This is a genomic window from Geobacillus sp. PLS 41 (genome assembly GCF_056494105.1).
In genome coordinates this window covers 1,511,721-1,534,192 of record NZ_CM151395.1, presented here as the reverse complement: position 1 = coordinate 1,534,192, position 22,472 = coordinate 1,511,721, and the positions used below count along the sequence as shown (strand labels likewise).

Annotated in this window: 21 protein-coding genes and 1 other annotated feature; of the genes, 2 read left to right on the top strand and 19 right to left on the bottom strand. The window is 54.7% G+C overall.

Features of this window, described 5'->3' with window-relative positions:
• Nucleotide 1 precedes the first annotated feature (1 nt).
• The 11 genes from hisS to ACVX3G_RS07485 form a co-directional block, all read right to left on the bottom strand.
• A complete protein-coding gene (gene hisS / locus ACVX3G_RS07535) occupies nucleotides 2-1,282 on the bottom strand; it encodes a histidine--tRNA ligase (protein ID WP_011232050.1) in 1,281 nt (426 codons plus the stop codon).
• Between the two features lie 46 nt (nucleotides 1,283-1,328).
• Nucleotides 1,329-1,560: a binding site (T-box leader), on the bottom strand.
• Between the two features lie 201 nt (nucleotides 1,561-1,761).
• The gene (ahpF, locus tag ACVX3G_RS07530) at nucleotides 1,762-3,291 is read right to left on the bottom strand and encodes an alkyl hydroperoxide reductase subunit F (RefSeq protein WP_011232051.1); all 1,530 of its coding nucleotides are present in this window, start codon (nucleotides 3,289-3,291) and stop codon (nucleotides 1,762-1,764) included.
• Between the two features lie 14 nt (nucleotides 3,292-3,305).
• Entirely contained in the window at nucleotides 3,306-3,869 is a 564-nt protein-coding gene (gene ahpC / locus ACVX3G_RS07525) for an alkyl hydroperoxide reductase subunit C (RefSeq protein ID WP_011232052.1), read from the bottom strand.
• A 234-nt stretch (nucleotides 3,870-4,103) separates the two neighbouring features.
• Nucleotides 4,104-4,277 carry a hypothetical protein gene (locus ACVX3G_RS07520; RefSeq protein ID WP_014196408.1) on the bottom strand — a complete coding sequence of 58 codons (174 nt, stop codon included), beginning with the start codon at nucleotides 4,275-4,277 and terminating at the stop codon, nucleotides 4,104-4,106.
• A gap of 81 nt (nucleotides 4,278-4,358) precedes the next feature.
• Nucleotides 4,359-4,817, bottom strand: a complete 459-nt coding sequence (gene dtd / locus ACVX3G_RS07515; RefSeq protein ID WP_011232054.1) for a D-aminoacyl-tRNA deacylase — start codon at nucleotides 4,815-4,817, stop codon at nucleotides 4,359-4,361.
• Nucleotides 4,818-4,840: 23 nt separating this feature from the next.
• On the bottom strand, nucleotides 4,841-7,039 hold the full coding sequence (locus ACVX3G_RS07510; protein WP_011232055.1) for a RelA/SpoT family protein: 2,199 nt from the start codon (nucleotides 7,037-7,039) through the stop codon (nucleotides 4,841-4,843).
• A 148-nt stretch (nucleotides 7,040-7,187) separates the two neighbouring features.
• Nucleotides 7,188-7,700 (bottom strand): adenine phosphoribosyltransferase, encoded by a 513-nt coding sequence (locus ACVX3G_RS07505; RefSeq protein WP_013144641.1) that lies wholly within the window; start codon nucleotides 7,698-7,700, stop codon nucleotides 7,188-7,190.
• Nucleotides 7,691-10,057: a single-stranded-DNA-specific exonuclease RecJ gene (gene recJ / locus ACVX3G_RS07500; protein WP_020278388.1), complete on the bottom strand. Its 2,367-nt coding sequence runs from the start codon at nucleotides 10,055-10,057 to the stop codon at nucleotides 7,691-7,693. Before recJ ends, ACVX3G_RS07505 begins: the two co-directional genes overlap by 10 nt.
• A gap of 57 nt (nucleotides 10,058-10,114) precedes the next feature.
• Nucleotides 10,115-11,023, bottom strand: coding sequence for a cation diffusion facilitator family transporter (locus ACVX3G_RS07495; RefSeq protein WP_014196411.1), 909 nt, complete (start codon nucleotides 11,021-11,023; stop codon nucleotides 10,115-10,117).
• Between the two features lie 136 nt (nucleotides 11,024-11,159).
• Nucleotides 11,160-13,412, bottom strand: coding sequence for a protein translocase subunit SecDF (gene secDF / locus ACVX3G_RS07490; RefSeq protein ID WP_011232059.1), 2,253 nt, complete (start codon nucleotides 13,410-13,412; stop codon nucleotides 11,160-11,162).
• A gap of 112 nt (nucleotides 13,413-13,524) precedes the next feature.
• Nucleotides 13,525-13,812 carry a post-transcriptional regulator gene (locus tag ACVX3G_RS07485; protein WP_013524218.1) on the bottom strand — a complete coding sequence of 96 codons (288 nt, stop codon included), beginning with the start codon at nucleotides 13,810-13,812 and terminating at the stop codon, nucleotides 13,525-13,527.
• 111 nt (nucleotides 13,813-13,923) lie between these two features.
• Here ACVX3G_RS07485 and spoVB point away from each other — a divergent pair, with 111 nt between their 5' ends.
• The gene (gene spoVB / locus ACVX3G_RS07480; RefSeq protein ID WP_011232061.1) at nucleotides 13,924-15,486 is read left to right on the top strand and encodes a stage V sporulation protein B; all 1,563 of its coding nucleotides are present in this window, start codon (nucleotides 13,924-13,926) and stop codon (nucleotides 15,484-15,486) included.
• Nucleotides 15,487-15,552: 66 nt separating this feature from the next.
• On the top strand, nucleotides 15,553-15,936 hold the full coding sequence (locus tag ACVX3G_RS07475) for a TIGR04086 family membrane protein (protein ID WP_011232062.1): 384 nt from the start codon (nucleotides 15,553-15,555) through the stop codon (nucleotides 15,934-15,936).
• A 163-nt stretch (nucleotides 15,937-16,099) separates the two neighbouring features.
• Here the strand turns inward: ACVX3G_RS07475 and yajC are convergent, their stop codons facing one another.
• The 8 genes from yajC to ACVX3G_RS07435 all read right to left on the bottom strand — a co-directional run bounded on the left by yajC (nucleotide 16,100) and on the right by ACVX3G_RS07435 (nucleotide 22,367).
• On the bottom strand, nucleotides 16,100-16,372 hold the full coding sequence (gene yajC / locus ACVX3G_RS07470) for a preprotein translocase subunit YajC (protein WP_011232063.1): 273 nt from the start codon (nucleotides 16,370-16,372) through the stop codon (nucleotides 16,100-16,102).
• A gap of 23 nt (nucleotides 16,373-16,395) precedes the next feature.
• Nucleotides 16,396-17,538, bottom strand: coding sequence for a tRNA guanosine(34) transglycosylase Tgt (gene tgt, locus ACVX3G_RS07465; protein WP_011232064.1), 1,143 nt, complete (start codon nucleotides 17,536-17,538; stop codon nucleotides 16,396-16,398).
• 17 nt (nucleotides 17,539-17,555) lie between these two features.
• Nucleotides 17,556-18,584 (bottom strand): tRNA preQ1(34) S-adenosylmethionine ribosyltransferase-isomerase QueA, encoded by a 1,029-nt coding sequence (queA, locus tag ACVX3G_RS07460; protein WP_011232065.1) that lies wholly within the window; start codon nucleotides 18,582-18,584, stop codon nucleotides 17,556-17,558.
• A 419-nt stretch (nucleotides 18,585-19,003) separates the two neighbouring features.
• The gene (locus ACVX3G_RS07455) at nucleotides 19,004-19,210 is read right to left on the bottom strand and encodes a DUF2905 domain-containing protein (RefSeq protein ID WP_011232066.1); all 207 of its coding nucleotides are present in this window, start codon (nucleotides 19,208-19,210) and stop codon (nucleotides 19,004-19,006) included.
• Entirely contained in the window at nucleotides 19,207-20,208 is a 1,002-nt protein-coding gene (ruvB, locus tag ACVX3G_RS07450; protein WP_021321863.1) for a Holliday junction branch migration DNA helicase RuvB, read from the bottom strand. Before ruvB ends, ACVX3G_RS07455 begins: the two co-directional genes overlap by 4 nt.
• 25 nt (nucleotides 20,209-20,233) lie before the next feature.
• A complete protein-coding gene (gene ruvA, locus ACVX3G_RS07445) occupies nucleotides 20,234-20,818 on the bottom strand; it encodes a Holliday junction branch migration protein RuvA (RefSeq protein ID WP_011232068.1) in 585 nt (194 codons plus the stop codon).
• Nucleotides 20,819-20,921: 103 nt separating this feature from the next.
• Nucleotides 20,922-21,398, bottom strand: coding sequence for an intercompartmental signaling factor BofC (locus ACVX3G_RS07440; protein ID WP_011232069.1), 477 nt, complete (start codon nucleotides 21,396-21,398; stop codon nucleotides 20,922-20,924).
• Between the two features lie 228 nt (nucleotides 21,399-21,626).
• Nucleotides 21,627-22,367: a YebC/PmpR family DNA-binding transcriptional regulator gene (locus ACVX3G_RS07435; protein ID WP_014196414.1), complete on the bottom strand. Its 741-nt coding sequence runs from the start codon at nucleotides 22,365-22,367 to the stop codon at nucleotides 21,627-21,629.
• Nucleotides 22,368-22,472: the final 105 nt, after the last annotated feature.

The following is a 22,472-nucleotide window of genomic DNA, read 5'->3' as shown; positions in this document are numbered from 1 at the left end:
CTCACTCCTCCTTCCCGATCCGTTCATGCAAAAAGTGCGCCAACTCGCCGAGCGGTACATTCGTTTGCTCGCCGCTCGCCATATGCTTTACCGCCGCTTCCTGTCTCTCGAGTTCTTCATCGCCGATAATGGCGACAAACGATGCCCCAAGCCGGTCGGCGGCCTTCAGCTGCGCCTTCAATTTTCGGCCCAAATAATCTTGATCGACCCTCAATCCGGAGCGGCGCAATGCATAAACGAGGCGGACCGCCTCGTCTTTCGCCCGCTCACCGACAGCGACGACATAGCAGTCAAGCCCACTCTCCACCGGCAATTCCACTCCTTCGGCGTCAAGGGCGGCCAACAGCCGCTCGATGCTCAAGGCAAAGCCGATGCCCGGCGTCTCCGGACCGCCGATTTCTTGGACAAGCCCGTTGTAACGCCCGCCGCCGCACAGCGTCGCCGCCGCGCCAAATCCTTCCGCTTCGCTCATAATTTCAAACGTCGTGTGGTTGTAATAGTCAAGCCCGCGCACGAGCCGCGCATCGATGACAAACGGGATGCCGAGCGCTGTCAAGTATTGTTTCACTTTCTCAAAATAGGCGCGCGATTCGTCATTTAAATAGTCTAAAATCGACGGCGCCGTCGCCATCAGCTCATGATCGCGGTCTTTTTTGCAGTCGAGAATGCGGAGCGGATTCGTATGAAGCCTCGTCTGGCAGTCCGGGCACAGCTCGTGGATGCGGTTTGAAAAATGGCGAACAAGCGCCTCTCGGTGCGCCCGGCGGCTGTCAAGGTCGCCCAAGCTGTTAATGACAAGCCGGATCCGTTTTAAGCCAAGCGCTTCGTAAATATGCATCGCTAGCGCCATCACCTCGGCGTCAATCGCCGGATCGCTGCTGCCGAGCGCCTCGACGCCGAACTGGACGAACTGGCGGAACCGTCCCGCTTCCGGACGCTCGTAGCGAAACATCGGCCCGCTGTAATACAATTTCAGCGGCTGGTTCGGACTGCCGTACAGCTTATGCTCGACAAACGCTCTGACAACCGGCGCCGTTCCTTCCGGGCGGAGCGTCAGCGCGCGCCCCCCTTTGTCTTCGAACGTGTACATTTCTTTTTGCACAATGTCCGTTGTATCCCCCACGCCGCGCAAAAAAAGCTCCGTATGTTCAAAAATCGGCGTCCGGATTTCCTGATACCCATACCGGCTGCAGAGGCTGCGGGCAATGTGCTCGACATATTGCCATTTTTCCGAGTCACCCGGCAGCACATCTTGTGTCCCTCTTGGAATTTGAAAAGCCATGCTCATCCTCCTTTGCCCAAAATAAAACGCCCTTGTCCCTGTGATCGATAGGGACGAGAGCGTCATTCCCGCGGTGCCACCCTAATTGAAGCCGATCCGGCTTCCGCTTGTCGCCATTAACGCATGGCACACGTTCCCCTTTACTGGCGCAAAGCGCGTTCAAAGGGAAACCTACGGAGTGTCTTTCGTTAAGCCATCATGGAGAAGCGCTCGCAGCCTTGGGCGCTTCCTCTCTGGCCATGTGGACCTTAACTACTTTTCTCCATCATCGGTTGTTCCGTATGAGAAAGATGTAATTTTATATTACGGACAATCTCGCCCGTTTGTCAAGTTGTCCTAGCAGCTGTGATTCATGGTTGTTCGCAAAGAGAAAAACCTTGATGTCTCATCGCATTTTTCTCCTTGTTGTAAAAAAAGAGAGCCGATTCATTGAACCGCCCCTCCATGGGATCGAAGAGGCGGTCCACCTTCGGCTCTCTTTAATGGCGAATCAAATAATCAAACGCGCTTAACGCTGCGGTTGCACCCGAGCCCATCGAAATAATGATTTGCTTATAGGCGCTGTCCGTGCAGTCGCCCGCGGCAAAGACGCCTTCAATGTTCGTCGCGCCGCGTTTATCGACGATAATTTCACCGAAGCGATTCCGTTCCACCGTTCCTTCCAACCATTCGGTGTTCGGAACAAGGCCGATTTGCACGAACACGCCTTGCAATTCGATATGATGTTCTTCCCCTGTTTCCCGGTCAATGTACGTCAAGCCGTTGACTTTGTCCGTGCCGGTGATTTCCGTCGTTTGCGCGTTTTTAATCACCGTTACGTTCGGCAAGCTGTACAAACGATCTTGCAAAACAGCATCGGCCTTGAGTTCAGGGGCGAACTCAAGCAGCGTCACATGGCTGGCGATGCCAGCGAGGTCAATCGCCGCTTCGACTCCAGAGTTCCCGCCGCCGATGACCGCCACGTGCTTCCCTTCGAACAGCGGGCCGTCGCAATGCGGGCAATAGGCGACCCCTTTGTTTTTGAACTCTTCCTCGCCCGGCACGCCAAGGTTGCGCCAACGGGCGCCCGTTGCGATCACAACCGTTTTGCTTTTCAACACGGCGCCGTTTTCCAACTCGACTTCAATCAAGTCTTTTTTCTCGAGTCGTTTTGCCCGCTGCGAGTTCATGATGTCGACGTTGTATTGCTTCACATGTTCCTCAATGCTGGCCGCAAGCTTCGGTCCTTCCGTATATTTGACGCTGATAAAGTTTTCAATGCCGAGCGTATCTAAAATTTGTCCACCGAAGCGCTCCGCAACAATCCCAGTGCGAATGCCTTTGCGCGCTGCGTAAATGGCTGCTGTCGCACCCGCAGGGCCGCCGCCGATCACCAACACGTCGAACGGCTCTTTGTCGGCGAAGGAAGAAGCATCCGGAGCACTCCCTAATTTGGCGAGGATATCTTCAAGCGACATGCGGCCGCTCGCGAACAGTTTGCCGTTTAAAAACACCGTCGGTACGGCCATAATCCCTTTTTGCTCCGCTTCTTCTTTAAACGCCGCCCCGTCGATCATCGTATGCGAAATATCTGGGTTCAACACGCTCATAATGTTGAGCGCTTGCACGACGTCCGGGCAGTTGTGGCAGGTCAGGCTGACGTACGTTTCAAAATGATGTTTGCCTCTGATTTGTTGAATGCGGTCCACGACGTCTTGGCTGACTTTCGGCGGCCGCCCGCTCACTTGAAGCAGCGCCAAAACGAGGGACGTAAATTCATGGCCGAGCGGCACGCCGGCGAAGGTGATGCCGGTGTTTTCGCCGACCCGGTTGACGCTGAAGCTTGGCGTTCGTTCCAGCTTCGCTTTTTCCACTTTGATTTTCGACGACATCGCCGTTAATTCATCGATTAAAGCAAGCATATCGCGGGAAACGTTGTCGTCTCCCGCGCTTACCGTCAAGACAATATCATTTTCAAGCAATTGCAAATACTGGGCTAGTTGCGCCTTGATGTCAGCATCCAGCAGCATCGCCTAAGCCCCCCTTAAATTTTGCCGACGAGGTCTAGGCTTGGCTTCAGCGTTTCCGCTCCTTCTTTCCATTTCGCCGGGCAGACTTCACCCGGATGGTTGCGCACATATTGGGCCGCTTTAATTTTATCAATCAGCGTGCTGGCGTTGCGGCCGATGCCGTCCGCATTGATTTCCACCGCTTGAATGACGCCGTCTGGATCGATGATGAACGTGCCGCGCTGCGCCAATCCTTGTTCTTCATCGAGCACATCAAACATGCGCGACAGTTGATGCGAAGGATCGCCAATCATCACGTATTCGATTTTGCTGATGGCTGGCGATGTATCGTGCCATGCTTTATGAGTAAAGTGAGTGTCGGTCGAAACCGAGTACACTTCCACGCCAAGTTCTTTAAACGTCGCGTAGTGATCTTGCAAATCTTCGAGCTCCGTCGGGCAGACGAACGTAAAGTCCGCTGGATAGAAGCAAACGATGCTCCATTTCCCCATGAAGTCTTGCTCTGTCACTTCGATGAATTCGCCGTTGTGATACGCTTGGGCACGGAATGGTTGTACTTTTTTCCCAACCAAAGACATTGCTTCATCTACCTCCTGCGACTGTTAATTTATAATAATTTTAAACCAATACTTATTATCATATAGGGGCATATGTTTGTCAATACATATGCAATGGATTTTTTCCTCTACCGAGCCGGATCAGTGTTGAGCGGATGCGCAGCGCTCATTCGCAGCTGTTTCGTCTGAACGGCCACACCGCCTAGGCCCACGAAACATCCACACGCCCCGTGCGCTCCTTCCAACTCGCCATGTTTACGGGCGGGGCTGCTGTTTTTTCAACATTTGTACGTCTTTCGGCGCCACACCGAATTCGGATGCCAACTCAAACGCTCTATATTGGGCCTCGAGCCGCACCCATTCGTGAAAGTCGACGGACAGCACATCGCTTGCCTGGTGCGCCTGTTCACTTTTTCTCGTCTGCCGCATCGCCCTCCTCCTTTCTCTGCTATGCCACTGTTTTCATCTTTCCCATTTTTCGCCGAAAATAAAAAAAGAAACCGGGAAACTTCATCTGTTTCCCAGTTTCTCGCTGCTGTCGATGATCAAGGTGACTGGCCCGTCGTTTGTGAGCGATACGTCCATCATCGCACCGAATACGCCGGTTTCTACATGAACGCCTCTTTCGCGCAAAGCGGCGTTGAACGCCTCATACAGCGGCAAGGCATGGTCGGGCTTGGCCGCCGCCATAAAGTTCGGGCGCCGGCCTTTTCGGCAGTCGCCGTAAAGGGTGAACTGCGACACCGACAGCACCGCCCCGCCGACGTCAAGCAAGGAGCGGTTCATTTTTCCGTCTTCATCTTCAAAAACGCGCAAATGAGCGATTTTCTCAGCCAAATAGGCAGCATCGTCTTCTGTATCTTCATGCGTGATGCCAAGAAGGACGACAAAACCCGCATCAATGGCACCAACGACTTCGCCGCCGACGGTGACTTTGGCCTCTTTCGCCCGCTGGATGACCGCTCTCACTTGCATCCCTCCTTTCGCCGCCCTTAGTTGTTCATCAAGCGCTGGACGGAATAAATGTCGGGAATTTGTTTGATTCGTTCGACGACTTTTTGCAAGTGGCTCAAATTATGAATGGCGATTGTCATATGGATCGTCGCAATTTTATGTCGGTGGTCTGAGCGTCCCGAGACGGCGGAAATATCGGTGCGCGTTTCATTCACCGCCTGCAGCACCTCATTCAGCAAACCGCGGCGGTCAAATCCGGTGATCTCAATGTCCACGTTATATTCACGCTCGCCGTTTGCTCCGCTCTCCCATTCTACGGCAATCAACCGATCGGCCGCTTCTTCGGTCTTGACGTTCGGGCAATCGGCGCGGTGGACGGAAATGCCGCGGCCGCGGGTAATGAAGCCGATAATTTCATCGCCCGGCACCGGGTTGCAGCAGCGCGACAAACGGATGAGCAAGTTGTCCATTCCTTGGACGCGAATGCCGCAGTCGCGCTTTTTGCCAGCTGGCAGCTTGGCTTCGAAGACCGCTTCGGCCAGTTTGCGCTGCTGTTCCTCGAGATCGCGCTGCTTTCGCCATTTTTCCGTCAACCGATGGGCGATTTGCGCCGCTGTGATGCCATGATAGCCGACTGCCGCATACATATCGTCTTCGTTCGAGAAGTTGAACTTTTCGGCGACGCGCTTTACGTTGTCGGCCGTCATCACTTCTTTCGGCTCAAAGCCGAGGCTGCGCACCTCTTTTTCGACCATCTCTTTGCCTTTTTCGATGTTTTCTTCGCGCCGTTGCTTTTTGAAAAACTGGCGGATTTTGTTGCGCGCCTGCGACGTTTTCGCCAGTTTCAGCCAGTCTTGGCTCGGACCGTACGAATGATTGGAAGTTAAAATTTCGACGATGTCGCCCGTTTGCAGCTTGTAGTCAAGCGGCACCATTTTGCCGTTGACTTTCGCCCCGATCGTCTTGTTGCCGATTTCCGAATGGATGCGGTAAGCGAAATCGATTGGCACCGATCCGGCCGGCAGCTCGATGACATCGCCTTTTGGCGTGAAGACGAACACCATGTCGGAAAACAAATCCATCTTGAGCGATTCCATGAACTCTTCGGCATTGCTGGCGTCGTTTTGCCATTCCAAAATTTCCCGAAACCAAGACAGCTTTTCTTCAAACGAGTTGGGTTTGATCGTCTTTCCTTCTTTGTACGCCCAATGGGCGGCGATCCCGAACTCGGCGATTTGATGCATTTCAAACGTGCGGATTTGCACCTCAAGCGGTTCGCCTTTTGGGCCGATCACCGTCGTATGGAGCGATTGGTACATGTTCGGCTTCGGCATGGCGATGTAGTCTTTGAAGCGGCCTGGCATTGGCTTCCAGCATGTATGAATAATGCCGAGCACAGCATAGCAGTCTTTGATGCTGTTGACGATGATGCGGACAGCGAGCAAATCGTAAATTTCGTTGAACTGTTTATTTTGCATCACCATTTTTCGATAAATGCTGTAAATATGTTTCGGACGCCCGGAAATTTCGCAAGGAATATGCACTTCGTTGAGCCGTTCGCGCACTTCTTGAATGACTTCCTCCAAATATTGCTCGCGCTCGGCCCGCTTTTTCTTCATTAAATTGACGATGCGGTAATATTGCTGCGGGTTTAAATAGCGAAGCGCCGTATCCTCAAGCTCCCATTTGATTTTCGAAATGCCGAGCCGATGCGCGAGCGGAGCGAAAATTTCGAGCGTCTCATTGGCAATGCGCCGCTGTTTTTCGGCCGGCAAATGTTTCAATGTCCGCATATTGTGCAGCCGGTCGGCGAGCTTGATCAAAATGACCCGGATATCTTGCGCCATGGCCAAAAACATTTTCCGGTGGTTTTCCGCCTGCTGTTCTTCCTGCGATTTATATTTAATTTTCCCAAGCTTCGTCACCCCGTCGACAAGCATCGCCACTTCCGCGCCGAACTCGCGCTCGAGGTCTTCTTTTGTCGCCTCGGTGTCTTCGATGACATCATGCAAAAACCCGGCGGCGATCGTTGTCGCGTCCATCTTTAAGTCCACCAAAATGCCCGCGACTTGAATCGGATGGATGATGTATGGTTCGCCCGATTTCCGAAATTGGTCGCGATGGGCGTGCTTGGCAAACTCATACGCCTTTTTCAAAAAGGCGACGTCTTGTTCCGACAAATAACAGCTCGCTCGTTCAAACACTTGCTCCGCTGTCAGCACTTGTTCATTGGCCATAGGGTTGAATCACCTTTTTAATCGATTAAAATTGAAGCTGCAAAGCACAGAGGTCCGTTGCGTTCATACGGTTAATAAGAAAGAGCACTCATGTGTGAGTGCCCCTTTTTTCTTTATTGTATCCGAAGATGCGAACAATGTCGACTGTTTAAAACTGCATCAGCGTCAAAATATCGTAGCCTTCCAATTTTTTGCGGCCGCCAAGCTCGGTAAGCTCAATCAAAAACGCCAATCCGGCCACCACTCCGCCGAGCTGTTCCACCAAATCGATCGTCGCCCGCATCGTCCCGCCCGTCGCCAGCAAGTCGTCGGTGATCAACACGCGCTGCCCTGGCTTAATGGCATCTTTATGCATCGTCAAGACATCTGTTCCATATTCCAGGCCATACTCCACACGGACGACTTCGCGCGGCAGCTTCCCTTCCTTGCGCACCGGCGCAAATCCGACGCCAAGCGCATAGGCGACTGGGCATCCGATGATAAAGCCGCGCGCTTCCGGACCAACGACGATATCGATTTGTTTTTCGCGCGCATATTGAACAATTTGGTCGGTCGCATATTTGTACGCCGGACCGTTGTCCATCAGCGTTGTAATATCTTTAAACATGATGCCCGGCTTCGGGAAATCGGGCACAATCGTAATGTATTGTTTTAAGTCCATGATACGTTTGCCTCCTCGTGCGTTTGCGAACGTGTCATTTCCGCCAAACAGCGTTTCAATTGCTCGTAAGTGGAATAGACTAACTGATGCTCCGCCTCGAGCTCGTCCCGCCGCCGGCGGTACGTCGGCGATTCGTGCAAATCGCGCTTCGCCGGCTGATGAACGAGCGAAATGACGCCGTTTTGTTCGCTGATAAAGTCAAGCTCTAAAAATACTTTCGCCATAAAATGAACCGTCTCTTCCGTCCAACCGCGGGCGCGGGCCAGCTCACCACCGCGCTTGGCGAGCGGAAACGAACGGTGTTGATGCAAAAAGGCGTAAAACCATTTAAAATGTTCGCGCGTCGGAAACGTGCGGAAAAATTGCGCCTCGGGCTGGGCAAACACCGCGTAAATGCGCGCCGGCCGCCCGCTGCCAAGAAGCGCCGACAGCAAGGCCAGCCGCGGCGGCACGTCAAGCAGCACGACATAGCGGTCGTCAATCGATAAGGCGCCCGCCTCTTCTTCGGTCGGCACGCAATGAAGCTCCCCGCGAAATGGCGCCACGTCCGGGCGCTGCCCAGTTTCACAGCGAAAGGAGACGACTAGCCGCTTCTCTTTTGGCAGCCGCTCAAGAAGTGGACGGACGTCGCGGCAGCCGCGGACGTCAAACAGCTGGCAGTCGCTGACCGCCAGATCACACAACGACAGCTGCGGCTTGGCGAACCCGTTCCATTCGTTCACCGACAGCTCCCCGACCGCCGAAATGCGCGCATCCGGAGCGATTTCTTCGCATAACGGCCCAAGGCCGAAGCCGATGGCATCGATCGCGGCCCCGTCTTGGGAAAAGACGGCTTTCATATGGGCTCCGTTCGCCCCGACGCGCCGCATGGTTTCAACGGACGCCCCTTCAATGAGAACAAGCGGCCGCGGATTGCCGACGCCAAACGGAGCGAACCGCTCAAGGCTGCGGGCGGCCGACAGCGTCAACTCAGCAATCGAACAGGAAGCATCAATGAACGTCGGCGGCGTAAAATCGTCCTCAGACAACGTTTCGGCGGCGATGTCGTTCAGCCGTTGCCGTAATTCTTCGACATCATCAAGCGACAATGTCATCCCCGCCGCCATCGGGTGGCCGCCAAAGTGCGGCAACAGGTCGCGGCATTGCGACAGGCTGGCGAATAAGTCAAACCCATGAATGCTGCGGGCTGACCCTTTGGCGATCCCTTTTTCCCGGTCGATGGAAAGCACGACCGCCGGGCGGTAAAACTGCTCGACAAGCTTAGAAGCAACAATGCCCACCACTCCGGCATTCCATCCTTCGCCTGCCACAACCAAGACGCGATGTTCCTCAGGAGGAAATTGGCGGCGCACCATGTCCGCCGCTTCTTCAGCGATTTGTGCCACAAGCTGCTGACGTTCGCGGTTTAACTCGTCCATCTCCGCCGCCAGCTGCACCGCTTCGTTCTCATCGTCCGTCATTAAGAGCGCCACTGCCGGATCGGCGCCGCCGAGGCGCCCCGCCGCGTTCAAGCGCGGAGCGATGACAAATCCGACCGTCTGTTCGTTGATGGCCGCCGCATCAATGCGGCATTGCCGAAAAAGAGCGCGCAGCCCGATGCGCTCCGTCGCTCGCAACGCTTCAAGCCCGTGTGCAACAAAGAGGCGGTTTTCCCCAACAAGCGGAACCAAATCAGCGATCGTGCCGATCGCGACCAAATCAAGCAAATGGCGCGGCACCCGCCCAAGCAAGGCATGGGCTACCTTAAACGCAACGCCGACGCCGGCTAAATCGCGAAACGGATATGTACTTCCCGGCTGCTTCGGATGAATGATCGCATGCGCCTCCGGCAACACCGGACCTGGCTCGTGGTGATCCGTTACGATGACATCCATCCCCCACTCGTTGGCGGCCGCAATTTCCTTGACCGCCGCAATCCCATTGTCGACGGTCACAATGACGGAAACGCCGCGCTCTTTTGCGGAGCGAAACGCCGCCATGTTCGGCCCGTATCCTTCCGTAAATCGGTTCGGAATGTAGAACTCGACCGACGCCCCCGCCTCCTTGAGAGCACTCACCATCACCGACGTGCTGCAAACGCCATCGGCATCGTAATCGCCGTATACCAACACGCGTTCACCCGCGTCGATCGCCCGCTTTAGACGCTGAATCGCTCGCTCCATCCCGTCAAGCAAAAACGGATCATGAAACGGTTGGCGAAGCGGATTGAGAAACGCCGCCGCCTCCGAGGCCGTCTGCACCCCGCGGCGGACGAGAAGCCTCGCCAATAAGGGCGTGACGCCGGCTTCCTCAGCCAGCCGCCTCACCGCCTGCTCATCGAGGCGCTCCACCTCCCAACGCGTTTTCGCTTTCAACATGTCTCCCACCTCAACTCTCCTTATTATACAAAAAGGAGAAAAGGGCAGGCAACGACATTACGGTTTTTTTTCCGGGTTGTACGGGTTGATGTGAACCATGACATTGCGGACGCGCGGCAGCGTCAGCAGTTTTTCTTTCACTTTCTTTCCGATCCGGTGCCCCTCTTCGACCGTCAATTGCGGATCGACGGCGATTTTCAAATCGACGATGACGTAATGGCCGTGCTCGCGCGCATGCAGCTCATTGATTTGCCGCACATCGGGAATGGACAAGACCGCCTCGCGCAAATAGCCGGCCTCTTCCTCGTGAAGCACATGGTCGATCGCCGTATGGACCGACTGTCGGCCAAGGTCCCATGCCATTTTCAGAACAAGCAGCGAGACGAACAATCCGGCGAGCGGGTCGGCGTATACAAGCCAGTCAATCTCCCATTTTCCACCGACAATGGCGGCGCCGACGCCGATGAGCGCAGCAAACGACGAAAACACATCCGATCGGTGCTCATAGGCGTTGATGATCAGCGCATCGCTGTTTAGCTTTTTCCCGAGCCGGTATTTATAGCGAAACATCGCTTCTTTGACAGCAATCGACAACAACAAGACGTAAATGGCGGCCGCCCCGGGCGGCGACAGTGGGGCGAAAAATGACAGAAACGCCGAGCGCCCGATCTCGATCCCAACGAGAAATAGAAGAACCGCCACAATAATGGCGGCGATTGATTCCGCTTTCCCATGCCCGTACGGATGATCCTCATCCGGCGGGCGCGCAGCGGCCCGCAGTCCGACCCAAACGGCGAACGAGCCGGCAACATCGGACGCTGAATGGGCGGCATCAGCGATCAACGCTTGGCTTTGGCTCCACACGCCGACCGCCGCCTTGACAGCAGCAAGCGCCATATTTCCAGCGATCCCGACGATCGCTGCCGTTTTCGCCTGCCTGAACCGCTGTTCGTGTTCCATGGCCATCTCCCCCACCTTTGCATTCAGCAGCCTCACGCGCTGCCTATGTTGCATCTGACGGTTAGTGTATCCATTTTCCGCCCTAAGCATTGCACCGAACAAAAAGGCGCCGGAAAAGCACATTCGCTTTTCCGGCGCGCTGTTACACTTGCGGTTCGGCCTCGGCCGCCGCTTTTTTGGCTCCTTTCCCTTTTTTGAGCTCCTGTCCTTTCCAAACGACCCAAAGCTGAGAAGCGATGCAAAGCGACGAATAGACGCCGCACACAAGTCCAACGAGCAAGGCGAGGTTGAAATTGCGGATCGCTTCGCTGCCAAAGATGAGCAACGCGATGACCGTAAACAAGACGGTCAAGACGGTATTGACCGAGCGCGTAAATGTTTGCTGCAACGCCCGGTTGACGATATGCTTCAAGTCGTCGACCGTTTTCACTTTCCGCTTTTTCATCAAATCCCGGATGCGGTCAAACGTGACCATCGTATCGTTGATCGAGTACCCGATGATCGTCAGCACCGCGGCGATGAATGTCAAATCGACTTCAAGACGCGTCAAGCTGAACACGGTAATGATAAAAAACGCATCGTGCAATAAGGCGACAATGGCTGCGAGCGCCATTCGCCACTCAAAGCGGATCGTCACGTAAAGAATGATGCCGATCGAGGAAATCAGCACAGCAATGAGCGCGTTGCGAGCCAGCTGCTTGCCGACGACCGGAGAGACGGTGCTGATGTTTGGTTCGTTGCCATACGCTTGCTTCAATTCATTTTTCAGCTTGGCAATTTCTTGCTTATCGAGCACGCCAATCAAGCGGACGACGCCTGTTTTCCCATCCGTGCCGGACAGGACGACATCTTCCGGCTTGTAGCCGAGCCGCTCGAAATAGCGGCTCAACTCTTTAGCATCGATCGGCTGGCTGCTCGTCACCTCAACGCGCGTTCCGCTCGTGAAGTCAATGCCAAGATTCAGCCCCAGGGCAAACAACGAGATGACGCCGGCGATCGTCAATGCGCCAGAGAAAATGAAAAACTTTTTGCTATGTTTGACAAAATCCCAGCGGTCAAACTTCGTCGGCACTTCCGTTTCCTCGGTCGTTTCGGCAATGTTTAAGATTTCCGACTTTTTGACGCCAAACCACTCCGGCTTTTTATCGAGCCAGCGGCTTGACACAAGCAGTCCGAGCAACAGCCGCGTGCCGTAAACGGCGGTGAGAAAGCTGACGACGATGCTGATGATGAGCGTCGTCGCAAACCCTTTCACCGAGCTTGTCCCGTAAATAAAAAGAACAGCGCCGGCGATGATCGTCGTAAGGTTGGCGTCAAAAATCGTCGCAAACGACCCGCGGTTGCCAGCACGGAACGCCGACAGCATCGACTTGCCGAGCTTCAGCTCCTCTTTGATCCGTTCGTACGTAATAATGTTGGCATCGACCGCCATCCCAACCCCCAAAATCAGGGCGGCAATGCCTGGCAGCGTCATAACGACGTTCATCCAATCAAACAAAAGCAAAATCAAATAAATGTATACCGACAGCGTAATGACGGCGATGATCCCGGGAAGCCGGTAAAACCAAATCATGAACAAGAAGATCGCCGCCACACCGATGATGCCGGCCAACACCGTTTTTTGCAGGGCGTTTTTCCCAAACTGAGCGCCGACGGACGTGGAGTAAATTTCATGCAGCTCGACCGGCAGCGCGCCGGCATTGAGCAAATCGGCCAGCTGTTGCGCTTCTTTGACCGTAAAATTGCCGACGATCGACACATCCGTCTGATTGAACACTTGGTTGACTGAAGCGGCGGAAATAAATTTCGGATCAGCTTTGCCCGCTTCTTTCCGGTAGGAGTCCACCCCTTCTTTAAAATCGAGCCAAATGACTAAAATGTTGTTTGGCGGCCCCATTTTATATACTTTTTCCGTCACCTGGCGGAACTTGTCGGCGTCTTTCAATTTCAGAGCGACGCTCGGCCGGCCGTTTTCATCAAACGACAGCTTCGCTCCGCCTTGGACGAGGTCGCTTCCATCCATAAGCACGTTGTCATTGACATCGCGGAACGTCAATTTCGCCTGCGTGGACAAAATTTCGCGCGCCTCATTTTGGTCTTTCACCCCGGCGAGCTGGACGCGGATGCGGTTTCCTCCCTCGATGTCAACGCGCGGCTCGCTGACGCCAAGGACGTTGATCCGTTTATTCAGCGCGCTGACGGTGCTTTGCAGCGTCTCTTGGTCAATCTTATCGCCTTTTTTGGCCGGCTTCACTTCATACAGCACTTCAAAACCGCCTTGCAAGTCAAGGCCCAGTTTGATGTTATGTACAATTCCTTGAATCGTCGGCCCCATCACTCCGGCGAACAAAAGCAGGAGCAGAAAAAAGGCGACGATGCGGCTTCGTTTTACCATTCTCCTTAAGATCCTCCTTCAACTTGCCTCGGCGCCGTCCGCCGCAGCGCCAAGCAAAACATTGGCCTCGCCTTCCATTATGAAACAGCAGCCGGCAAGTGTCAATTTTCCACTATAACAATTCCTTTAAAACCCGCTCCAACTCATCATCGCCGGCCGCCTGCTGCTTATACGAACGCATCGTCAAAAACATCATATACTCGCTCGGCGAAAGAGAGAAAATGTCGCTGACCAACTCATGCAGTTTTTTTTCCGCCGGCCGATGCTTCCACTTGCGGGAACATAAACATTCCCACAGCCCGTCCATCGTCACTTGCGTATAGCCGAGAAGACGAAACTCATCGCACTTCGACTCGAGCGCAGGCATGAGCTGTTCGCGCAGCTTCCGGTTTTCATCCATCCCCCATACCCCCTTGTATCCATTGCCGCCTGCCAATCTTGTCATGCTTGGCCATGGGCCTTGCATATATTGTATAAAAGACGGAGGCATTTGAGAAGGCAGGGGGAGAAAATGTCTAAATTTTTACAAGGTACGGTCATTTTAATCGCCGCTGGCTTTATTACGAAAATTCTCGGCTTCATCAACCGAATTGTCGTCGCCCGCATGATCGGCGATGAAGGAGTCGGGCTGTACATGATGGCCGTGCCGACGCTCGTTTTAGCGATTACCGCGACGCAGATCGGGCTGCCGGTCGCCATTTCCAAACTCGTCGCCGAAGCAGAGGCGGCCGGCGACCGGCAGCGGGTGAAACAAATTCTCGTCGTGTCGCTGGCCACCACCGGCGCGCTAAGCATCGTGCTTCTGCCGGCGTTGATCGCTGCTGCGCCATGGCTCTCCCGGACGATGTTCACCGACCCGCGCACGTACTATCCGCTTCTTGCCATCGCTCCAATTGTGCCGATCGTCGCCATCTCTTCGGTGCTGCGCGGCTACTTTCAAGGACGCCAGCAAATGAAACCGTACGCCTACTCGCTCTTGATGGAACAAATCGTCCGCATCAGCTTGATCGCCTTATGCACACAGCCGCTTTTGCCGTACGGCGTCGAGTATGCCGCCGCCGGCGCCATGGCGTCTTCCGTTCTCGGCGAGCTGGCAGCATTATTGTATTTGCTGTTTTTATTTAAGGTTAAAAAATCGATTCGCCTGCGGACAAAGTTTTTTCACTACGTTCAAGCCGGCAAAGAGACGTTCGTCCGCCTCATGCGCATTGCCTTGCCGACGGCCGGCAGCCGTTTGATCGGCTCGCTTTCTTGGTTTTTTGAGCCAATCGTCGTCGCCAACAGCTTGGCATTGGCCGGCATCGCCGCCTCCACTGCCACAAGGCAATACGGACAGCTTGTCGGCTACGCGCTGCCGTTGTTGACGTTGCCGTCGTTTATTACGTACGCGCTTTCGACCGCCCTGGTGCCGGCCATCAGCGAAGCCATGGCGCAACGCAAGCTGCTTTTGGTCGAATACCGGATCGCCCAGGCGATGCGCTTGTCGCTTGTCACCGGCGGCCTTTCCACCGTCGTTCTTTACTTGTTCGCCGAGCCGCTCATGCGCTGGATGTACGGCACAAGTGAAGCCGCGATCTTTATTCAAGTGATGGCGCCGTTTTTCTTATTGTATTATTTCCAAGGCCCGCTGCAGGCGGTCTTGCAAGGACTGGACTTGGCGAACGCCGCCATGACGAACAGCTTGATCGGAGCAGTGGTGAAGCTCGTGTGCATCTTCGTCCTTGCTTCCCGTCCAAGTTTGGGCATTATGGGCGCGGCGCTGGCGACTGCAGTCAGCACCGTTCTTGTGACGTTGCTTCACTTTGCCACGGTCGTCAAGGTGGTGTCTTTTTCCATCGATGCGCGCGAGTACATCAAAGCGCTTGGCGCCATCATCGCTGCGGGCGCAATCGGCTATGCGCTCTCCCGCCATCCGCTTTTGGCGGTGCCCGCACCGCTTTGGACGCTGCTTGCCATGGCCGCGACAGCCGCCCTATATGCCGCCTGCCTCGTTCTGTTCCGGCTCATCCGGCGCGAAGAGCTCGTCTACCTTCCGGGGCTGCACTGGCTGGCCGGCAAAAACAAGCGAAAATAAACGTCTAAACCTGTCCGGCGGTGAATATATTGTGGTAAAAAGCGTTTGGGCCAAGGAGGGATCGCGGTGTCACGGCTTGGCAGCGCACTGGTGTATGGAATCGCCACAGTTTTTGTGTTGGCGGCGCTCGTCAGCTTCATTTTTTCGTTGTTGCTCAAATGGACGGACATTCACGAATCGTTGCTCACCTGGATCGTGTTTGCCGCCTCGGTTGTCTCGCTGTTTATCGGCGGCGTTGTCGCCGGCGGAAAAAGCCAAGAAAAAGGATGGCTCGCCGGCGGGCTGACCGGCCTCTTATTTACGGCGATCATCTTTTTGTTTCAATTTCTTGGCATGGAAAAATCGTTTACCGTCGAACAATGGCTGTACCACCTTGCCTTTTTCGCCGCTGCTTCCTTAGGCGGCATCGTCGGGGTCAATTTGTCATCGTCGCGCTATGAACGGACGTAAAAACGACAAACCAGCGCAAAAGCAAAAGGTGTCCTCAAAGCAAACGGGACACCTTTTGTGATGGAGAGCGCGATGGTAAGAAACGAGATTGCGTCTCGCTCGCGCTTTTCACACCGCCGTTCAAATCGGCGCTCAAGCTTAGACGCCGATGGCCGCGCTTTCGCTACGCCTTGCTTTCCGCCACCACTTCTCTCACCGCGGAGCGGTCGAACGTCAGTCGCGTGCCGTCGCCGGCGCGAACGATGATTTTGTCCTCATCGACCGAGTCGATGATGCCGTGCAATCCACCGATCGTGATGATTTTATCGCCTTTTTTCAAATTCGCCTGCATTTGCTGGATGGCGCGTTGCCGTTTTTGTTGCGGGCGAATGAGCAAAAAGTAGAAAAGCACAAAAAACAGCACAATCGGCAACAAATTGGCGATCGCTGCGTTCATGCAATCCCCCTCCTTTCCGGTCGTCAAAAGTTTTTTGCATTCGGCTTGTTGAAGCCGTAGCATTCGAAAAATTCCTCACGGAAATCGGCGAGTCGATCTTCGCGGATCGCTTGTCTCACCTGCTCCATCAATTTTATCAAAAAATAGACGTTATGGTAAGACGTGAGGCGGATGCCAAATGTTTCATCACATTTGATGAGATGGCGGATGTACGCACGCGTATAGTTCCGGCACGTGTAGCAGTCGCAGTTCGGATCGAGCGGCGAGAAGTCGCGAGCGTACTGGGCATTTTTGATCACCACCCGTCCTTCGCTCGTCATCACCGTCCCGTTGCGGCCGATGCGCGTCGGCAATACGCAGTCGAACATGTCGATGCCGCGGATCGCCCCGTCGATGAGCGAATCCGGCGAACCGACGCCCATTAAATAGCGGGGCTTGTCCGCCGGCAGAAGCGGCGTCGTAAACTCAAGCACCCGATTCATGACCTCCTTCGGCTCGCCGACCGACAACCCGCCGACCGCATAGCCCGGGAAATCGAGCGACACTAAATCGCGGGCGCTTTGCCGGCGCAACTCCTCATACTCGCCGCCTTGGACGATGCCAAACAGCCCTTGCTCATTCGGGCGGCGGTGCGCCTTCAAGCAGCGCTCCGCCCAACGGCTCGTCCGCTCGATGGACTGTTTCATGTATTCATACGTCGCCGGATACGGCGGGCACTCATCAAACGCCATGATGATGTCGGCGCCAAGCGCATTTTGAATCTCGACTGCTTTTTCCGGCGATAAAAACAGCTTATCGCCGTTTAAATGGTTGCGGAAATAGACGCCTTCTTCCTCGATGCGGCGGAATTCACTGAGGCTGAACACTTGGAAGCCGCCGGAATCCGTCAAAATGCCTCGATCCCAATTCATAAACGCATGCAACCCGCCCGCCTCCTCGACGATGTCATGGCCCGGCCGAAGCCATAAATGGTACGTGTTGCTCAAAATGACGCCTGCACCCATTTCCTTCAACTCTTCCGGCGACAGCGTCTTGACCGTCGCGAGCGTCCCGACCGGCATAAACATCGGCGTTTCAAACGACCCGTGCGGCGTATGGAGAATGCCAAGGCGCGCCCCAGTCTGCCGGCACGTTTTGATCAGTTCAAAGCGAATCGGTGTCGTCAACGTGCTGTTCTCCTTTCTCAAATGATGAGCATGGCATCACCGAAGCTGAAAAAGCGGTATCGCTCTTTGACCGCTACTTGATACGCGTGCAAAATATTTTCGCGCCCGGCAAGCGCACTCACGAGCATGATGAGCGTCGATTTCGGCAGGTGGAAGTTCGTCACCAGCCCATCAATCCCTTTGAACTCATAGCCCGGATAGATGAAAATGTCGGTCCAGCCGCTTTCGGCAACAAATCGGCCGTTATGTTTGCCGGCGATCGTCTCGAGCGTCCGTGTCGACGTCGTGCCGACGGCGATGATGCGGCCGCCCTGCTCCCGGACGCGGTTTAACGTCTCAGCCGTTTCCTCGCTCATTTGATAAAATTCGGCGTGCATATCGTGCTTCTCGACGTCGTCCACTTGCACCGGCCGAAACGTGCCAAGCCCGACATGAAGGGTGATGAAGACGATATGCACCCCTTTTTCGCGAATGGCGTCAAGCAGCTCTTCGGTGAAATGCAAACCGGCGGTTGGCGCCGCTGCCGAACCAATTTCACGGGCGTACACCGTCTGATACCGTTCCGGGTCGTCAAGCTTTTCTTTAATGTACGGGGGCAGCGGCATCTCCCCAAGTTCGGCCAATACTTCATAAAACAGGCCGTCATACGAAAACTCAAGCACTCGCCCGCCGTGTTCCAGCGTATCGAGGCAGACGGCTTCAAGCTTCCCCTCGCCAAAGGTGAGCTTCGTCCCCGGCTTGACCCGTTTGCCCGGCTTAACGAGCGTCTCCCAACGGTCGCCGTCCAATTGCTTTAACAGCAGCACTTCGACTGTTCCGCCCGTTTCCTCTTTTTCGCCGTAAAGCCGCGCCGGCATGACGCGCGTATCGTTTAAAACGAGGCAGTCGCCCGGATTCAAGTACGAAATAATGTTGCGAAACGTTTCATGGCGAATGGCGCCCGTTCGTTTATCGAGCACCATGAGCCTTGATGCCGCCCGGTCTGGAAGCGGCGTTTGCGCAATCAACTCTTCCGGCAAATGAAAATCAAACAAATCGACTTTCATCCTATTTCGCGCAGGAGACTCCCACTTCAACGACCAAAGGGAGTAAGTGGGAGAGGAATGCGCGTTCCCCCCTTTCTTTTGTGTATGATATAATAAAGGCGTGGAGAAAACCGTTCAATAAAGGCACTCCAATCACGGCTACTCGATGTATGGAGTTGGTTACAGGAAACGTTGTAACCGTAAAACATCGAGCGTAGGTCCGTCTGTTGTGTGTGGAAGCCAAGTACTGCCAACAGACACACCGAGAGAATCGGTAACGATGCAGGCATGACCTGCGTCGTTGGGTAGTCGTCAACCTGCCCCCTGATGCAACCCCAAGTCAAGGAAGGAGGACGAAGTCCGTTTGCACTTCTGGGGAGTTGCAAGCCCCCACTTCAAGCGTTAGCTAAGTGGGGGTAGTTGACGCAGTTCTCCTTCCTTCAGCGAAATCGTCCGAGCACGTAAAAAATCAACGATAACACAACGCTCAGCAAGATGGATGTCACAACGGGAAAATAAAACGTCATATTCCCTTTCCGGATGACGATATCCCCCGGCAAGCGGCCGAGTTTGACAAACTGCATGACAAACCCGACCATGATGAGCACAACGCCGATCGTCATGATCAACTTTGGCAAGCTGTTCACCGCTTCGGAACCTCCATTCCTAAATGGGTGTACGCAGCCGGCGTGACGACGCGCCCGCGCGGCGTACGCTGCAAGAGACCGATCTGCATCAAGTACGGCTCATACACTTCTTCAATCGTTTGTGCTTCTTCGCCGATGACGGCCGCCAGCGTTTCGAGCCCGACCGGGCCGCCGGCGAATTTTTCAATCATCGCTGAAAGCAGCTTATGGTCGATTTGGTCGAGCCCGAGCCGGTCGACTTGCAGCCGCTCGAGCGCCTCGACAGCAAGCGGCAGCGTAATTCCCCCCTCTCCGCGCACTTGCGCAAAATCGCGGACGCGCCGCAGCAAACGGTTGGCGATGCGCGGCGTGCCGCGCGCCCGACGGGCAAGCTCAAGCGCCGCTTCGCGCTCGATGCCGATTTGCAAGATGGCCGCCGCCCGCTCAATGATTTGGGCGAGTTGGTCGACGTGATAGTATTCGAGCCGGCTGATGACACCAAACCGGTCGCGAAGCGGCGCCGACAGCGCCCCGGCTCTCGTCGTCGCCCCGACGAGCGTAAATGGCGGCAAGTCGAGGCGAAGCGTGCGCGCATCCGGCCCTTTGCCAATCGCGATATCTAAGCAATAATCTTCCATCGCCGGATAGAGCACCTCTTCCACCGCCCGCGGCAGCCGGTGGATCTCATCAATAAAGAGCACATCCCCCGGCTCAAGCGAAGTGAGAAGCGCCGCCAAATCTCCCGGCCGCTCGAGCGCCGGTCCAGATGTCGCTCGCAGCTTGACGCCCATTTCATTGGCGATGATCACGGCGAGCGTCGTTTTCCCAAGCCCCGGCGGTCCGTACAGCAGCACATGGTCGAGCGTCTCTTCGCGGAGCTTGGCCGCTTCAATGAACACTTTTAAGTTTTCTTTGATCTTATCTTGCCCGATATATTCATGCAAATATTGCGGGCGCAAACTCGGTTCAAGCGCAGTTTCTTCCCCTAAGACCTCCCCGGATACAAGCCGTTCCTCCACCGTCATTCCTCCCTTTGGCCGCTGTTTATCCCAAAAGCAGCGCCAGCGCCCGCTTCACATACTGTTCCGTCGACATCGCTTCTTCGCGGAGCGCCGGAATGATTTTCTCGATCTCCCGTTCAGCGTAGCCGAGCGCCTTGAGCGCCGCCACCGCCTCGGCGAGCGCACCGGAAAGCGGTGCGGCCGAACGTGCAGCCGCCGGCGCCGCAAGCGCCCCGAGCTTCCCTTTTAAATCCAAAATCATTTGCCGGGCCGTCTTTTTGCCCACGCCTGGAAACTTGCATAAAAACGCCTCGTTTTCTTCCTCGATGGCCCGCGCCAGTTCATCCGGACGCCCGGCCGCCAAAATGGCGAGGCCGCCTTTCGGCCCGATGCCCGACACTTGCAGCAGCTTGGCGAACAAGTTGCGCTCCTCGCGCGTTGGGAACCCGTACAAGGCGTGCACACCTTCGCGTACATATTCGTATGTATAGACGGTCACCGCCGCCTCGCGGCTTTCCTGAAACGCAAACGGGTTCGGCGTAAAGATCTCGTAGCCGATGCCGTTATGGTCGATGACGATATATTCCGGGCAGACGTAATCGACATACCCACGGATAAACTCGATCAATGGATGCTCCTCTCCTTTTTTCGTCCTTTCATTGTATCATATGATTTCATTATAGCAAAAAGAAATCCCGCGATGCGCTTTGCACCACGGGCTTTCGCTTGGTTTATTGGACGACCGCAAAATGGCGGTACATTTCGATCACTTGTTCATACCGCTCTTTCGAGAGGACGCGAATTCCTTTCTTCAGCTTTTCTTGCTGACGGCTTTCGAGCTTTTGCACGTCGATTTGGAAAAACGACTGGATGATTTCGCTCGACCGGCCCGGTTTGCCGTTGAAGATAGACAACGTGCCATCGTCCGTAATTCCGAAGTAGCCGTTTGTTTTTAACAACGGCGAAATGTCGTTGATTGTTTTGCGAAACACGATCGTCTGATCATCGAGCGTCACGAGTTGCCAACCGCGATATTTTTTCCATATTTCTGTCATCGAATCGACGGTTTCGGTGACTTTCTCTTCGCTCATCTCTCCGTCCAAGTATTGCCGCTCGAGCACAATCGTCATCTTAACCGGTGCGGCGGAGGCCGAATGAACCGGCAACACGATGGCGGCGATCCACAGTATGAGGGAAAGAATTCGCATCGTTTGTTCCTCTCTTCTCGGATGATGGTTCCTTTACGCCACTAGTTTCACCAGCGGACGCCATTTTATTCCTTGATCCATCAGCTTTTTTGCCAAGCAAGCTGCCGCCGATCCAAAAAGTGGGGCGGGGATTCGAGCCAACGGCGCTCGATCATCATATTCCATTATGTTCCACGACCTTCGAACGTATGTACAAAAAAAATCCGCCGGCTTCGCCGACGGACGTCGCTACTCCTCAAGCACCGATTCGTCCAAATTATGGTACACTTCTTGGACGTCATCATCATCTTCAAGCGTATCGATCAACTTCAGCATTTTTTTCAAATCGTCGCCCTCAAGCGTCGTATACGTTTGCGGAATCATCGTAATTTCCGCGCTGGCAAACGTGAATCCTTGCTGTTCCAGCTCGTCTTTCACCGTTTCAAACGATTCGGGCGCTGTATAAATTTCGAACGATTCGTCCGTTGTTTCCATCTCCTCGGCGCCCGCTTCAATGGCCAACAGCAGCAATTCATCCTCATCAACGTTGTGCTGTTCGCGGTCAATCACGAGCAGCCCTTTGCGCTCGAACAAATAGGAGACGCAGCCCGTTTCCCCTAAATTGCCGCCGTTTTTCGAAAACGCCGCACGCACGTTGGCGGCGGTGCGGTTTTTATTATCCGTCAGGCAAACGACCATGACGGCAACGCCGCCTGGTCCATATCCTTCGTAGCGAATTTCCTCATAGTTGGTATGTTCTTGGGTTCCAGTTGCTTTTTTAATCGCCCGTTCAATGTTTTCGCTCGGCATGTTGGCCGCTTTCGCCTTCTCAATGACAAGGCGCAGGCTCGGATTGGACGCTGGATCGCCTCCGCCGCTTTTGGCGGCCACATAAATTTCCTTCGCCAGTTTCATGAACAGTTTGCCGCGTTTGGCATCTTGAGCATTTTTCCGCCGTTGGATATTTTTCCACTTCGAATGTCCAGCCATCGACAGTTCTCCTCTCATCGCAACGGAATGTTCCGACTATTACTATAGCAAAAAACGCGGAAATTGTCAGCCAAGCTCCAGCGAAGGAGCAGCCATGAAAAAAGG